Genomic DNA, 14,489 nt, shown 5'->3' on the forward strand with positions numbered 1-14,489 from the left:
AAGCGATGAACGAAGAGAGAGAAAATGGCCGCTTTGACCCCGCCGATTTTATTCCGGCGGACGCGCAGCCGAAGGCTGCCGTGTCCTGCGAGCTCGAGGAGCCGCCGCGCGGCAGCGCCCTGACCGGCATCCTCGGCGCGCTGTTCGGCGCGCTCGTGGGCGTGGTCCCCTGGTTCCTGGCGAGCACCTTTGCCGACTTCTTCGTCGGCTGGCTGGGCTTCCTGGTGGGCGTCGCAGCCTGCTGGGGCTACCGCCTGTTCAAGGGCCGCCGCTCCACACGCTTTGCCATGGCGACGGTGATCGTCTGCTCGCTCCTCGCGCTCTTTGCCGCGGAGATCGCCTCGTGGATGTACGTCCTCTGCTCCGATCCCGAATGGCAGGCGGACGCTGCGTGGTACGGCATCCCGGTCGCGCAGCTGGCGTGGGAATCCATTCTCATGCCGGAGAACTGGGGCATCATGGCGCCGTCCATGCTCATGGGCATGGTCATCGGCGTGCTGGGCGTGGTGTGCGTGAAGCAGAAGGTCCTCGCCTACACCGACCCGGAGCGCGCGGCGCAGATGGCCGCGCACACCGCGCAGAACGGGCTGGCTTCCTCCGCCGCGCAGACGGCGCAGGCGAACACCGCGGCGGGCTTTGCCGTGCCGCAGAGCTTCACCGTGCGGGATAAGAAGTGGGTCAGGGTGACGGTGCGTATCGTGGGTGTGCTGATCGCCGTTTTCTTTACCGCCCTGCTTGCCGGTGTGATCGGCAGCTCGATCGACGAGCCAGAGGGCTGGTCGCTTGCCGAGACGGTGGGCTTTTCCGCTTTCGCGCTCGTTTTTGCGGTGTTCGGCGTGTTCCTAATCTTTCTTGTCCGGCGCAGGCTGGTGGTCGAGGGCGGCGTGTTCAGCTACCTGCCGACCTTCGGCAGGTCCCGCGCCTTCCGCCTGGCGGACATTGCGGGCATGACCATCGGGACGAACGGCCGCAGGCTGGTCGGACAGAATGGCCGGACGCTTGCCCGCTTTGAGGACAATCAGGAAAACAGCGCCATCCTATTGCAGTATCTCAGCGAGCACGGCGTCGGCCTGCTCGTGAAATAAAAAACCGAACGCGCCGCGGCGCGAGACAAGGAGAACGAATATGTCCAATCCCATTGTGACCATCGAGATGGAGAGCGGTGCGGTGATGACCGGCGAGCTCTATCCCGAGCTGGCCCCCAACACCGTCAATAACTTCATTGCGCTGGCAAACTCCGGCTTTTACGACGGCCTTATTTTCCACCGCGTCATCCCCGGCTTCATGATCCAGGGCGGCTGCCCGCAGGGCAACGGCATGGGCGGCCCGGGCTATGAGATCGACGGCGAATTTTCCGCCAACGGCCACAAGAACGACCTCAAGCATACGCTGGGCGTGCTGTCCATGGCGCGCACGATGGCGCCCAACAGCGCCGGCAGCCAGTTCTTCATCATGGTCGCGGATGCGCCGCACCTCGACGGGCAGTACGCCGCGTTCGGCAAGATCACGGACAACGCGCAGGCTGCGGTGGACATCTCCCGCGTCAACCGTGATATGTTCACGGATAAGCCGAAGAAGCCGCAGACCATCAAGTCCATTCGTGTGGACACGCAGGGCGTGGAGTATCCCGCGCCGGAGAAGCACTAAGTATTTTCATCTGCTTTCGCAGACCTAAAGAAGCAAGCATCCCGTTCGCGGTGTGAAGGGAACGCCGTTCACACCGCTCACACGGGGGCGTACCGGTTTCGACGGGGGTGTGGAGGCAGGATAAGCGGGCGGAGGCGCCTGGCCTCCATAAAACGGGCAACTTATAAATTAAAGAACAACAACACTGTTGCTGTCGCTGCCTAATTAAGGCAGCCGTCTGAACCGGAGCGGCCGCGGGCCGGGGAAGGCGTCGTGAACGCGGCGTCCGTGAGGCGTGAAAGAGTTGACACGCCCACGCATCATGACTCTACTGAAGCGTAAGGTCTGTCAGGTGTCCTTACGCGGAGGGAATGCTTAGATCCTGACTGCGCCCGGAGAAAGTCCTGTTCAAGCGCTTTCGGACGCGGGTTCGACTCCCGCCGCCTCCACCAAAAATAAGGCCATCTGCCTTTGGCAGATGGCCTTATTTTTGGGCTTCGCTCGCGCGGCTCGCGTGACCCTGCTTTACTCGATGGTGCGCAGCAAGTCCTCCCAGGCGTTGTCCACGGCGTTACCCATGTGCTGCATGGTGCGGCCCACGCAGGTCTTCATGGACCTTTGCCGGGGTGAGACGGCCATGCCCACCGCTGCGCCGAGCACCATGCCGGCGCCGATACCGCACCAGAACGCGGTATTTTCCATTTCACTCACACTCCTTTTCGCACAGCGACAGTATGCCCCGTGCGCGGCAAAAAAGTCGGAAAGCGCATTGCTAAAATCCGCCATTGCCGTTATAATATTCTTAAAAATCAGACAAAAAGCGAGGAAGTCTCATGACCACCATCTATTTGATCCGCCATGCCGAGGCGGACGGCAATCTCTACCGCCGCGCGCACGGCTGGTACGACAGCGTGATCACCGACCGCGGCTACCGCCAGATCGCTGCGCTTGCAAAGCGTTTTGCCTCAACACACTTCGACGCCGTTTATTCGAGCGACCGCCGCCGCACGATGACGACGGCGCTTTCCGTTTACAAAACGCACGGCCTGCCGCTCGTGACCACGCCGCGCGTGCGTGAGATCGGCATCGGCGTGTGGGAGGATCATCCGTGGGCGGAGCTGGAGCGCACGGACGGTGAACAGCTGGAGCGCTTCAATACGGACGCCGCGCACTGGCACGTTGCGGGCGGCGAGTATCTGCCCGACGTGCGCGAGCGCATGATCGGCGCGCTGCGCGAGATTGCCGAGGCGCACCCGAACGGAACGGCCGCCGTCTTTTCGCACGGCATGGCCATCCGACTGACGGTCGGCACGCTGCAGGGACTTTCGCTTCACGAGATCGACGGCACGGGCCACGCGGAGAACACCGCGGTGAGCCGCCTCGAATACGAGAACGGCGCGTTCCGCGTGGCGTACCGCGACGACGCGAGCCATCTGAAGAACGGGCTACAGACGCTCAAGCGGCAGGCGTGGCTGAAGAACGCACGCGGCTTCGAGGGCGGCATCTACTATGTGCCCTCCGGCGCAGAGGGACATTTTGACGTCTGCCGCGCGGGTGAGACCGTCGGCGCGGTGAGCGTGGACAAGTGTGAGAACGGCCTTGCGACCATTGGTGAATTCTGGCTGGAGAACGATGTGCAGGGGCTTGGCTTCGGGCAGCAGCTCGTCGGGCAGGCGCTTTCTTACGCCCGCGCGCACGGGTGCGAGCGGCTTTCGACCGGACGCATCGCCAAGAGCAACGCGCTCGGCCTGCGCCGCGCGCGGGAATGGGGCTTTACGCAGACCGGCGAGGGGGCGGACTGGCTCGAATTTCAGAAGAATTTTGAATACGATGAGGAATCCTGCTGGAAAAAATTGCAGGAAGTGATCGAAAAAGAGAAATAAAAAGGAAGGAGGAGAAAAGATGAACTGTCCGTACTGCGGTGGCGCGCTGGAAAAGGGGACGCTTCACAGCCGAGGGGGCGAGTATTTTCTGCCGGACGGCGCAAAGCTCCCGGCGTGGTTCACGCGCGAGAGCATGGAAAAGGTCGGCGCGGTCGGGCTGGCGTGGAACCCGGCTCTGACGCGGCGGGATTGGCCGGAGGCATACTGCTGCCGCCCGTGCCGCAGGCTCATTGTTCCCTTTCCGGAGGAAGAATAAAACGGGAAAAGCCCCCGCCTTGCAGAAGGCGGGAGCTTTTCGTTTGCCCAGGAAGCCATGCACCGCATGGCTTCCTTTTTCTCTCAGAACGAAACGACCTCCTGCGCGGGCTTGGCGCAGGTGGTGATCTTGTCCACATACAGCACGGGGCCTTCGCCCTGATACGCTTCGATATACTCCTTGCGGACGGTGGCGGTGACGTCCACCCAGTCGCGGTTCTTGTACGCCTTGAGGTCCTTGCCCTTGGCGACTACGCCGACGAACTGGATGTCGTTTTCGCAGCAGGTCATCACGAAGCGGCCCGGGCAGTGGACACCGGGAAACTTCTTGGAGTGACACATGAGGAGCTTCATGTGAACACGCTTGCCGTCCCAGCGGTCGAGGTGGTCCATCACGTCTACATACCACACGCCGTAATCGTCGTCGGGAATGTCGATGAGGTCGGGCGTCATATCGAACGGGCACTCGTTGCCGGTGAGGTAATCCTCGCTGTTGCCGTCGTTGTCCTCCAGATAGATGTCCGCGCGGCGGTTGACCATGCGGAGATTCCGGGCGCGGAGCGCCTCCTTCAGCTCGGGCGTGCAGCGGTTGAAGACCAGCATATCCGCGTTGGTGATCTTCTCCATCATGAGCTGGCCCATGTTCTTCACGAACAGCTCGAACGTCGGCGCCTGCACGAAGGTCATGATCTGGTAGAGCACCCAGTTGGCGGGCAGCACGTCGCGGTAGAGCTTTTCCATCTGCCACATGCCGTTGTACTCGATGAGCACCTGTTTGGGGCGGTACTTCTTCTCCAGCTCGCGGCAGAAGTCGGCGGTCAGCTCGTCCTCGTCGTCCACGGTGACGACGGTGACGTTGTCAAGCGCCTTCTTCTCGTACTCCTCCTCGCCCTCCTCGCAGCAGAGCAGGAGGGTCTTATCCTCGCGGGCGAAGCCGTCCTCCAGAATGCCGTTGATGAAATTGGTCTTGCCGGCGTCGAGAAAGCCGGCGACCAGATAGACAGGAATATCCATGAATGTCCTTCCTTACAGACCGAAAAGCTCGGCGAGCTTGTCTTCCTTGAGCTCCGCGCCGATGACGCACAGGCGGCCCGTGTAGTCGGGATGGCCCGCGCGGACCTCGTGCTCCTCGGGAACGTAGTCAAATTCGAGCCAGCCGCCCTCGCCGTTCACGATGCCCTTGGCGCGCAGGATGTGACCGTAGTCGCCGCTGTCGAGCTTCGTGAGGATGTCGTCAAGCGCTGCCTTGGAGTAGAGCTTGGGCGTTTCCTTGCCCCAGGAGGAGAACACGTCGTCGGCGTGGTGATGATGGTGATGGCACTCGCACGCGGGATCGTCGCACTCCTCGCCGTCGTGGTGATGGTGATGGTGCTCGTGGTCGTCGTGGTCATGCTCGTGATGATGCTCATGCTCGTCGTGGTCATCATCCTCGTCGTGATCGTGATGATGCTCGTGCTCGTCATGCTCATCATGGTCATGGTGATGCTCATGCTCGTGCTCGGCCTCCTCGAGCTCGTGCTCGCGGCGCATCTTCTCGAGCAGCTCGTCGCTGAGCGACACCTTCTCAATGGCGGAGAGGATGGTCTTGCCGTCCAGCTCGTCCCACGGAGTCGTGAGGATGGCGGCGTCGGGGTTCTTCTCGCGCAGCAGCGCGGCGGCGGCCTCTAACTTCTCCTGCGAGAGCTTCTGCGTGCGGGAGAGAATGATGGTGCCGGCGGCCTCGATCTGGTTGTTGTAGAACTCGCCGAAGTTCTTCATATAGACCTTGACCTTGCTGGCGTCGGCGACGGTGACGTAGCTGTTGAGCTTCAGCTCCGGGCACTCGTCCACGGTGCGCTCGACCGCCACGATGACGTCGGAGAGCTTGCCCACGCCGCTCGGCTCGATGAGGATGCGGTCGGGGTGGAACTGCTCCACGACCTCGCGCAGCGCCTTGTTGAAATCGCCCACGAGCGAGCAGCAGATGCAGCCGGCGGACATCTCGGAGATCTCGATGCCGGACTCCTTGAGGAAGCCGCCGTCGATGTTGATCTCACCGAATTCGTTTTCGATCAGCACGAGCTTTTCGCCCGCGTAGGCTTCGGCAATGAGCTTTTTGATGAGCGTCGTTTTGCCGGCGCCGAGAAAACCAGAGAAAATGTCAATTTTTGTCATGGTGGGATACGCTTCCTTTTTCTTGATTTTACTGAATTGCTATTATATGCCCGAGTTGTGAACGATTCAAGTCCCTCACGGGCAAAAAGCTCATTTTTTGCGCAAAAAATGAGCGATGCTACAGCTGCGGAACCGCGAGACGGTGCGGCAGCATCACGCGGCCGAAGCAGGCGAGGCTGCGCGTGCCGGTGGAGGTGAGCACGACGTCGGCGTCGGCGCGGGCGCGGTTGAGGGAGAAAAGGTAGGTCATGCCCAGCGCATCGCGGTGGTACTGCTTGCAGAGCATTGCGCCGTCCACGCAGAAGATGCCTACGTCGCCGTCTGCGAGCGGGTCGCGGTTGACGTAGACCACGCTCTCGTCGTGAATGTACGGCTCCATGGAGTCGCCCTGAATGCGCACGGCGAAGTCCGCGCCGCGCGGCACGCTCTCGTCCGCGGGGATATAGGTAAAGTCCTCGTCAAGCACCGGCGTGGCATAGCCCGCGGCGGCGGGGGAGTTGTAGAGCGGGATCAGGCGCGGCTCGCGCTTGCTGCCGCGCTCCTCCGTCAGCTCGTCGCGGTAGTCGCACAGCGCGTCGGTCACGCTGCGCACGGTGTCGCGTCCGATGGGAGAGAGCGAGCGGTATTTTTCCAGCAGCGTGCGCTCGGCCCCGGAGAGATCGAAGCCGCCGCTGCGGTAGCTGCCGCAGAAGAGCTGGTTGGGGTCGGTGCGCAGCGCGTCGAACAACCGCAGCAGCACGTCCTCCTTGGGGAAGCTGACGCCGGTCTCATAGTTGCCGACGGCGCTGGCGGAAACGCCGAGCTGCTCGGCCAGCGCCGCGCGCGTCAGGCCGCAGGCCTCGCGGCACGCCTTGAGTTGATCGCGGAAGCTCATGAAAAGCACCTCCTATAAAGGGTTCGAGTAATTTCGACACCATCATAACGCAAAAGCTTGGTTCTGTCAAACATTTTAACAAGAAACTTGTAAATTTATTCTTGACATAACAAGTTTCTTGTGATATGGTAAGGATGCTCACAAGAAACTTGACAAAACAAAGCGGCAATTTCCATTAACTTGTGATTGAGATGCTTTTCGGTATGCTGTTCGGCGGGAAAGGATGGATGCGGAAAACCGCCGGGGGCTTCGGCGGGGAAGGCGGATCCGCCCGCCTTTCAAAAAGAAAAATCGTCACGCCATAAGGCGTAACGATTTTCTTGGTGGGGGAAGGTGGATTCGAACCACCGAAGTCACTGACAACAGATTTACAGTCTGCCCCCTTTGGCCACTCGGGAATTCCCCCATATTCACTTGTGCGCTGAAGCGGAAGCTTGGAGCTGGTAGACGGACTCGAACCCCCGACCTGCTGATTACAAATCAGCTGCTCTACCAACTGAGCTATACCAGCATTTCAGCAACAGAATGGATTTTAGCAGATACCGCGTCGTTTGTCAAGCCTGAATTTTTCATTTTTCGGGAGGAAGGGCTTTTGCACTTTAAAATCTGTTCGCCTGCGGAAAAACGCAGGCCCTACGGCCGTCCCTGCGGCCGATGCTCGCTGTGCGGGTGCGAGCTGCTGCGCGGGGAGCGCGGCTGGTATCTCAACGGGCAGAGCGTCTGCGCGGATTGCTTTCCGGCCTTCGCTCGCGCGGAGCTTGCGCCCTGTGAGACCGTGTTCGGAATGGAGGGGGAAGCGTGACACTATATCAGATATCCTTTACATACCGCGCGGACGCGGCGGTGCTGCGCACGCGCATTTCGGAGCTGCGCGCCGCGGCCCGGGCCGCGAAGGACCGCGAGGAGGCCGAGCGGCTCAAGCGGCGCATCGCCGATCTGCAGGTGCTCCGTCGACAGTCGAGCGAGCTGGCCGAGCTGACGAAACGCTATTACGAAAGGAACTATCACCGCGATGAAAGGTACACCCTATAGCATCCGCAACAACGAGTTTTACGGCGACATGGCGGCGTGGCTGCGCGCCAACGCGCAGGACAATGACGGTGAGCTGCTTCGGCTCAAGCGCAACCTGCGCCTGGCAAGGCAGGAGGCGCTGACCGCGCGGCAGCGGCAGCTGCTCCGGATGAATTTTGAGCAGAATAAGACCGTGACCGAGATCGCGCAGGAGCTGGGCGTCAACAAGTCCACGGTGTCCCGCACGCTGCTGCGCGCCAAACGGCGGCTCTATCAATGCCTGCGCTACGCGCTGTAGTCTGCGCTTGACTTCGGCACGCGGTGCGCATACAATAAAAAAGCACAGGGAAAACAGGAGCGGAGGGAATGTCTATGCTGCACAAAGCGATACAGAACCGGTGGTGCCGTCTGGCTCTGGCCGTGGCCGCGACGCTGCTCTACGCCATCGGCGTGAACTGGTTCATTGTCCCGATGGGACTTTACACCGGCGGCCTGTTGGGCTTCTGCCAGGTCGCCCGCACGCTGATCGTGGAGGCGCTGGGGCTGTCGCCGAACGTAGACTTTTCGGGCGTTTTGTATCTGGCGGCGAACGTGCCCATCCTGCTGCTGGCGTGGCAGGCGCTGGGAAGGGGCTTCCTTGTGCGCACCGCGGTGTGTACCGTCACCTCGTCGCTGTTTCTGAGCCTTGTGCCGCCGCCGGCGGCGCCGCTGGTGGAGGAGACGCTGACGAACTGCGTGCTCGGCGGCATCCTCGTCGGCTTCTCGCTCGGCATCGTGCTCACCTGCGGCTGCTCGACCGGCGGGCTGGACATCCTCGGACTGTGGCTCGCCAAGAAGGGCAAGGGCTTTAGCGTGGGGCGCTTCAGCCTGAGCTTCAACGCGCTGCTCTACACGCTCTGCGCGGTCCTCTTCGGTCTGCGCGCGGCGATCTATTCTATCATTTATACGGTGTTCTGCGCGCTCTTCATCGACCGCGGGCACCAGCAGAACATCACCGAGCAGGTGCTCATCTTCACCAAGGACGAGGACCCCGAGCTGCCGAGGAACATCATGGCGCGGCTCGGCCGCGGCGTGACCTACTGGGAGGGCAAGGGCGCCTACACCGGCGAGGACCTGCGCGTGCTGTGCGTGTGCGTCTCCAAATTTGAGGAGGCCGACCTCTACGGCGTGGTCCACGAGCTGGACCCGAACGCCTTTTTCATCACGCAGGAGGGCGTGACCATCCACGGAAACTTCATCCGCAAGCTGTCCTGAAGCAAGGGAGATGCCGCACGGCATCTCCCTTTTGCATGATTTCCTGCAAAAAGTCGGAAAAACGACGGAATTTGTGCATATCAGATAATTTGATGGAGTGATTCGGAATAATTTTATTGCATTTTTGGGAAAAGTGTGATAATGTACGACCTAATCTTTTATTTTTGAAGGAGGCGGCTTGCTGCATGTATACCGACAACTATTTCAACCGATTTGAGCTTGCGCCCGAGGTGGCGGAGGCACTGAAGAAGTGCAAGTGCATCGCCTACGCCGAGACGAAGGAGGAGCTGCAGGAAATGGCCTACGGCCCCACGCACACCTCCCGCTACGACGTGGTGTATCCCATTGAGGGGCTCGGCACGGTCAAGGAGGCCGAGGTGGTGCGCTGCAAGAACGGCTGCGTGGTCAACTTCATGGAGGACTATATGCGCCGCCGCGATCCGAACAGCATGGCCATCGGCGACGAGCTGCCGACCGACAAGCCCCGCTTCAAGGATCGCTTTGGCTATGAGTTCTCCAAGCTCCGGCAGGAGACGCTCGACTGGCTGAGCAATCAGCAGATTGTGATGCTGCCGTTCTACGCCGGCCCGAACGGCCACGGCTACCCGAGCCTGATGATCTGCCCGATGAACGCGGCGTTCTTCGCGCTCTCGCTCGCCAACATGCAGGGCTTCGTGAGCATCGCGGACGTGCCCGAGCACTATAAGCCGCGCGCCATCATCTATGTCGCGCCCCCGTTCCGCCATACGCACTTCGACGGCAAGCAGGTCGTCGTCCACAACCGCAGCGCGGAGCTGCACGAGGTCTGGGCCTACAACCTCTACCCGGGCCCGAGCGCCAAGAAGGGCGTGTTCTCGCTGCTGCTCGACATCGGCGAGCACGAGGGCTGGGTCTGCTGCCATACGAGCGCCGCGATGGTCGAGACGCCGTATGAAAACGAGATCGTGTTCATGCACGAGGGCGCGTCCGGCGGCGGCAAGAGCGAGATGCTCGAGGACTTCCACCGCGAGGACGACGACCGCCTGCTCATCGGTACGCATACGGTCACGGGCGAAAAATATTATATGACGCTCGGCGAGAGCTGCAAGATCCATCCCATCGCCGACGACATGGCCTGCGCGCTCAAGTCCATTCAGGACCCCACGAGCGGCAAGCTGCGCATCCTCGACGCCGAGAACGGCTGGTTTTTGCGCATGGACGGCATGAACGCCTACGGCAACAACCCGCTCTACGAGCGCATCTGCATCCATCCGAGCGAGCCGCTGGTGTTCTTCAACATGGACGGCATCCCCGGCTCGACCTGCCTGATCTGGGAGCACGTCATCGAGTCGAACGGCAAGCCCTGCTCGAACCCGCGCGTCATCCTGCCGCGCAAGATGCTCGACAACATCGTGCCCGACACCGAGCCGGTGGAGGTCGATGTGCGCAGCTTCGGCGTGCGGATGCCGCCGAGCACCGCGAAGAACCCGAACTACGGCGTGATGGGTATGCTGCAGGTCGTGCCGCAGAGCATTGCGTGGCTGTGGCGTCTGGTCTCGCCGCGCGGCTTCAAGAACCCGTCCATCGCGGACACGAACGCCGGCAGCGGTCTGAAGGCCGAGGGCGTTGGCTCCTACTGGCCGTTCGCCACGGGGCTCAAGGTCACGCAGGCGAATCTGCTGCTCGAGCAGATCATGAATAGCCCCAACACCACGAACGTGCTCATCCCGAACCAGCACATCGGCGCTTACCACGTCGGCTTCATGGGCGAATGGCTCAGCCGTGAGTACCTTGCCCGCCACCTTGGCACGGTGCGCGCGAAGCATCTGGTGCCCGCGCGCTGCGCGCTGTTCGGCTACGCGCTCGACGAGATGAAGCTCGACAGCCAGTTCGTCCGTCAGACCTTCCTGCGCCCCGAGACGCAGTCCAAGCTCGGCACCGAGGGCTACGACGCCGGCGCGAAGATTCTCACCGATTTCATCAAGGAGCAGGTCGCGCAGTTCGTCTGCGACGATCTCGACCCGCTGGGGAAGGAGATCATCGACTGCTGCCTGCACGACGGCACGCTGGACGATTACCTCGCCCTCACCCCGATGAAGCTCAAATAAAATTGCAAAAGGCCGCTGCGGCTGATACAATAGCCGCAGCGAGCCTTTTTATTTCACCGCGCCCACGGGCGCGGTCACCGACGAGGTAGGTCCTATGGAGCAGCACAGCATCAAGGTCATCGCGCGCATCCGCAGCGATTTCAAAACAAAGTTCGGCGTGCCGCGCCAGAGCGGGCTGGTGGAGGCCCTGCGTGCGCGCATCGTGTTCGAGCCGGAATACCGCAATGCCGACGCTCTGCGCGGCATCGAGGGCTTTTCCCACCTGTGGCTCATCTGGCAGTTCTCCGAGGCCGTGCGCGAGGACTGGTCGCCCACCGTGCGTCCGCCCCGGCTCGGCGGCAACGAGCGCATGGGCGTGTTCGCTACGCGCTCGCCGTTCCGCCCGAACGCCATCGGCCTTTCCTGCGTGCGGCTCGAGGGCGTGGAGCAGACGGCGGAGGGGAGCGTGCTGCTCGTCTCCGGCGCGGACCTGATGGACGGCACGCCCATCTATGACATCAAGCCGTACCTCCCCTACGCCGACTGCAAGCCGGAGGCGAGCGGCGGCTTTGCGCCGCAGCGCGGCAAGACGCTGGCGGTGGACTTCCCGGCGGAGCTTCTATCGCGCGTGCCGGAGGACAAGCGTGATGCCCTCACAGGCGTTCTCGCGCAGGATCCGCGGCCGCACTACCAGAGCGATCCGCAGCGCATTTACGGCATGGCGTTTGCCGGGCTTGAGGTGCGCTTCCGCGTCGCGGACGGCGCTGTGTATGTGGTGGAGGTGACGGAGGAGCGGGACGGTTAACCGCGCGTTAAGAGAAAAGTTTATAGCGTAAAGGCGGCGTGAAGAGAGCGGCAAAGCCCTTGTGCAGGAAAACTTGCAACCGTATAATGGGGACACCAAGAGAAAAGAGGAGCGTGTTTCCCAATGAATGAAGTTTCCAATCTGTTTGTGTGTCTGATGGGTATGGGCACCACCTTCGTGGGCCTCATCTGCATCATCTTCCTGACCATGCTGATGGGCAAGGTCATGCAGAAGCTCGAAAAGCCCGAGCCGCCCAAGGCGGCGCCGGTCCCCGCCGCGCCCGCTGTTCCTGCGGACGGCCTGACCGCCGAGGTCAGGATCGCCATTCTCGCGGCGCTGCAGCAGGAGCCTGGCTTCGATCTGGCCCGCGTGAGCTCGATCAACATCCGCAGGATCTGAGCGGAAGGACACACCCTTACATAACTCCGACATAGATTCTCACTTCTCCCTTTAAGCATCAGGGGCGGCGCAGCGCGCCGCCCCTGATGCTTTTCCATTCGCCGGTGCGGCAAAACAGACGGGAATTGAACAGAAATGGCTTGCAAAAACGGAAAGCTTAGCAGAAATGGCTTGCAAAAACGGAAAGCTTAGCAGATAATTAGCAAGAGATATGATACAATGGTCATCATAGAGGGTGACCGGAGGGGAGCTTGCTATGAAGGACCTGCTGAGCCGGATCGGACAATGGACCGAAAAAATGTGGAGAAGCATACCGATCCACCTGCGTGACGCGATATTCACCGCGCTGCTGCTCGGTATCGCCGCGGCGATCTGCTTTGTGCTGCGCAGTATCGACGAGAACGGCAGCTTCACGCTGCTGATCTTCGTGCTGGCGGTGGTGATCATCTCCCGCTTTACGGAGGGCTATTTCTGGGGCGTTTTCAGCTCGCTTTTCGGCGTGATCTGCGTGAACTTCGTGTTCACCTATCCATTCTGGGCGTTCAACTTCAGGCTCACCGGCTATCCGCTGACCTTTCTGACGATGCTGGCGGTGTCGCTCATCATCAGCGCGATGAACACCAAAATCAAAAAGCAGGAGCGGCTGCGCACGGAGGCCGAGCGCGAGACGATGCGCGCGAATCTGCTGCGCGCGATGTCGCACGATATCCGCACGCCGCTCACGAGCATCGTGGGCAATACCTCCGCCATTTTGGAAAACGGAGACACGCTCTCGACCGAGCAGCAAAGAGAGCTGCTGCGCGACGTCAACGAGGACGCCCAGTGGCTCATCCGCATGGTGGAGAATCTGCTCTCCATTACCCGCATCTCAGGCGAGCAGACGGCCATCAGCAAGGAATATGAGGCGGCGGAGGAGATCCTCGCGGCCTCGGTCCACAAATTCGAAAAGCGCTTCAAAAGCAACATCCGCATCGCAGTCGAGGTGCCGCAGGAGGTCGTGCTCGTCCCGATGGACGCGACGCTCATCCAGCAGGTGCTGCTCAACCTGATGGAAAATGCAGTGCTGCACGGCGAGAGCACCACGGAGCTGCGGCTGAGCGTGGAGCACATCGGCGACGAGGCCTGCTTCACGGTCAGCGACAACGGGCTCGGCATTCCGCGCGAAAGACTTGCGACGCTCTTCGACGGCTCGCTTTCCGGCGAGAAGGGCGGCGGCTTTGATATGAAGAAAAACATGGGCATCGGTCTTTCCGTCTGCCAGACGATCGTCAAGGCGCACGGCGGCAGGATCACCGCAGAAAACAGGCCGGAGGGCGGCGCACAGTTCCGCTTCTACCTGCCGCTCAAGGAGGAAAAAGAGGATGAAGATCAGGGATAAGGTATTGATCGTCGAGGACGAGCAGAACATCAAGAATTTCATGTCCACCATTCTGGCCGCCAACGGCTTCGACACGCTTATGGCGGGCGGCGCGAAGGAGGCGCTGTCGATGATCTCGTCGCATTGTCCCGACCTGATCATCCTTGACCTCGGCCTTCCCGACATGGACGGCATGGAGGTGCTCAAGCAGGTGCGGGCCTGGTCGAGTGTGCCGGTCATCGTGGTCTCCGCGCGCACGCACGAGGGCGACAAGGTCGCGGCGCTCGATCTCGGCGCGGACGATTACATCGAAAAGCCCTTCGGGACGAGTGAACTGCTTGCCCGCATCCGCACGGCCATCCGCCATACGCGCACGGGTCTTGACAACGACTCCATCGCGCAGTCCGGAAAATATACGGTCCGCGACCTGACCATCGACTACGACAAGCACCATGTCCTCATGCGCGGGGAGGACGTTCACCTCACGCTCAACGAGTTCAAGATCGTGGCGCTGCTGGGCAAATACGCCGGTAAGGTGCTGACCTACGATTTCCTCATCCGCGAGATCTGGGGCCCCAAAGCCAAGGCGGACAATCAGATCCTGCGCGTGAACATGGCGAACATCCGCCGCAAGATCGAGAAAAATCCCGCCGCGCCCGAGTACATATTCACCGAGATCGGCGTGGGCTACCGGATGCTCGAGAACGAGTAAGAAACGATAAAAACCGCCCGAAGGCGGTTTCTATACCAGGGGACGAGAGTCCCTCCACACAATCACGCAGACAGCTCTTGCCGATGGCTCGGC

General features: G+C 61.3%; 17 protein-coding genes, 2 tRNA genes and 1 other RNA gene. 14 read left to right on the top strand and 6 right to left on the bottom strand.

The features are described from left to right. Positions 1-5: 5 nt before the first annotated feature. From KQI17_RS04915 to ssrA, 3 genes are all read left to right on the top strand, one after another. The gene (locus KQI17_RS04915) at positions 6-1,085 is read left to right on the top strand and encodes a hypothetical protein (RefSeq protein ID WP_216495082.1); all 1,080 of its coding nucleotides are present in this window, start codon (positions 6-8) and stop codon (positions 1,083-1,085) included. A 40-nt stretch (positions 1,086-1,125) separates the two neighbouring features. Continuing rightward, positions 1,126-1,647 carry a peptidylprolyl isomerase gene (locus KQI17_RS04920; protein ID WP_216495083.1) on the top strand — a complete coding sequence of 174 codons (522 nt, stop codon included), beginning with the start codon at positions 1,126-1,128 and terminating at the stop codon, positions 1,645-1,647. Positions 1,648-1,730: 83 nt separating this feature from the next. After that, positions 1,731-2,078: a transfer-messenger RNA gene (ssrA, locus tag KQI17_RS04925) on the top strand. A gap of 73 nt (positions 2,079-2,151) precedes the next feature. Here ssrA and KQI17_RS04930 read toward each other — a convergent pair. Next, positions 2,152-2,337: a hypothetical protein gene (locus KQI17_RS04930; protein ID WP_216495084.1), complete on the bottom strand. Its 186-nt coding sequence runs from the start codon at positions 2,335-2,337 to the stop codon at positions 2,152-2,154. A gap of 122 nt (positions 2,338-2,459) precedes the next feature. On the opposite strand from KQI17_RS04930, the gene KQI17_RS04935 reads away from it, so the two are divergent. Beyond that, a complete protein-coding gene (locus KQI17_RS04935) occupies positions 2,460-3,509 on the top strand; it encodes a GNAT family N-acetyltransferase (RefSeq protein ID WP_216495085.1) in 1,050 nt (349 codons plus the stop codon). A gap of 19 nt (positions 3,510-3,528) precedes the next feature. Further along, complete coding sequence (locus tag KQI17_RS04940; RefSeq protein ID WP_216495086.1) at positions 3,529-3,765, top strand: PF20097 family protein; 237 nt, start codon at positions 3,529-3,531, stop codon at positions 3,763-3,765. A gap of 83 nt (positions 3,766-3,848) precedes the next feature. On the opposite strand, the gene KQI17_RS04945 is transcribed toward KQI17_RS04940, so the two are convergent. The 5 genes from KQI17_RS04945 to KQI17_RS04965 all read right to left on the bottom strand — a co-directional run bounded on the left by KQI17_RS04945 (position 3,849) and on the right by KQI17_RS04965 (position 7,303). After that, positions 3,849-4,778: a GTP-binding protein gene (locus KQI17_RS04945; RefSeq protein ID WP_022019297.1), complete on the bottom strand. Its 930-nt coding sequence runs from the start codon at positions 4,776-4,778 to the stop codon at positions 3,849-3,851. Positions 4,779-4,790: 12 nt separating this feature from the next. Further along, positions 4,791-5,918 carry a CobW family GTP-binding protein gene (locus KQI17_RS04950; protein ID WP_216495087.1) on the bottom strand — a complete coding sequence of 376 codons (1,128 nt, stop codon included), beginning with the start codon at positions 5,916-5,918 and terminating at the stop codon, positions 4,791-4,793. Between the two features lie 118 nt (positions 5,919-6,036). Continuing rightward, complete coding sequence (locus KQI17_RS04955; protein ID WP_216495088.1) at positions 6,037-6,792, bottom strand: LexA family transcriptional regulator; 756 nt, start codon at positions 6,790-6,792, stop codon at positions 6,037-6,039. Positions 6,793-7,113: 321 nt separating this feature from the next. Continuing rightward, positions 7,114-7,198: transfer RNA gene (locus KQI17_RS04960), tRNA-Tyr, on the bottom strand. Positions 7,199-7,227: 29 nt separating this feature from the next. Beyond that, positions 7,228-7,303 (bottom strand) — tRNA-Thr (locus tag KQI17_RS04965). 81 nt (positions 7,304-7,384) lie between these two features. Here KQI17_RS04965 and KQI17_RS04970 point away from each other — a divergent pair. The 9 genes from KQI17_RS04970 to KQI17_RS05010 all read left to right on the top strand — a co-directional run bounded on the left by KQI17_RS04970 (position 7,385) and on the right by KQI17_RS05010 (position 14,396). Continuing rightward, positions 7,385-7,594, top strand: coding sequence for a hypothetical protein (locus KQI17_RS04970; RefSeq protein ID WP_216495089.1), 210 nt, complete (start codon positions 7,385-7,387; stop codon positions 7,592-7,594). Beyond that, positions 7,591-7,824: a hypothetical protein gene (locus KQI17_RS04975; RefSeq protein WP_216495090.1), complete on the top strand. Its 234-nt coding sequence runs from the start codon at positions 7,591-7,593 to the stop codon at positions 7,822-7,824. The genes KQI17_RS04970 and KQI17_RS04975 overlap by 4 nt, the downstream gene beginning before the upstream one ends. Further along, positions 7,805-8,101 carry a sigma-70 family RNA polymerase sigma factor gene (locus tag KQI17_RS04980; RefSeq protein WP_022018828.1) on the top strand — a complete coding sequence of 99 codons (297 nt, stop codon included), beginning with the start codon at positions 7,805-7,807 and terminating at the stop codon, positions 8,099-8,101. Before KQI17_RS04975 ends, KQI17_RS04980 begins: the two co-directional genes overlap by 20 nt. A gap of 74 nt (positions 8,102-8,175) precedes the next feature. Next, positions 8,176-9,057: a YitT family protein gene (locus KQI17_RS04985; protein WP_216495091.1), complete on the top strand. Its 882-nt coding sequence runs from the start codon at positions 8,176-8,178 to the stop codon at positions 9,055-9,057. Positions 9,058-9,242: 185 nt separating this feature from the next. Then, positions 9,243-11,144: a DUF4914 family protein gene (locus tag KQI17_RS04990; protein ID WP_216495092.1), complete on the top strand. Its 1,902-nt coding sequence runs from the start codon at positions 9,243-9,245 to the stop codon at positions 11,142-11,144. 94 nt (positions 11,145-11,238) lie between these two features. Further along, positions 11,239-11,928 carry a tRNA (N6-threonylcarbamoyladenosine(37)-N6)-methyltransferase TrmO gene (tsaA, locus tag KQI17_RS04995; RefSeq protein ID WP_216495093.1) on the top strand — a complete coding sequence of 230 codons (690 nt, stop codon included), beginning with the start codon at positions 11,239-11,241 and terminating at the stop codon, positions 11,926-11,928. A gap of 123 nt (positions 11,929-12,051) precedes the next feature. Then, the gene (locus KQI17_RS05000; RefSeq protein WP_216495094.1) at positions 12,052-12,327 is read left to right on the top strand and encodes an OadG family protein; all 276 of its coding nucleotides are present in this window, start codon (positions 12,052-12,054) and stop codon (positions 12,325-12,327) included. Between the two features lie 256 nt (positions 12,328-12,583). Further along, positions 12,584-13,705: a DUF4118 domain-containing protein gene (locus KQI17_RS05005; RefSeq protein ID WP_022018833.1), complete on the top strand. Its 1,122-nt coding sequence runs from the start codon at positions 12,584-12,586 to the stop codon at positions 13,703-13,705. Next, positions 13,689-14,396, top strand: coding sequence for a response regulator (locus KQI17_RS05010; RefSeq protein ID WP_216495095.1), 708 nt, complete (start codon positions 13,689-13,691; stop codon positions 14,394-14,396). Before KQI17_RS05005 ends, KQI17_RS05010 begins: the two co-directional genes overlap by 17 nt. The last annotated feature ends 93 nt before the right edge of the window (positions 14,397-14,489 follow it).

It is taken from the genome of Oscillibacter sp. MSJ-31 (assembly GCF_018918025.1).
In the GTDB taxonomy this organism is placed as follows: Bacteria; Bacillota; Clostridia; order Oscillospirales; family Oscillospiraceae; genus Hominicoprocola.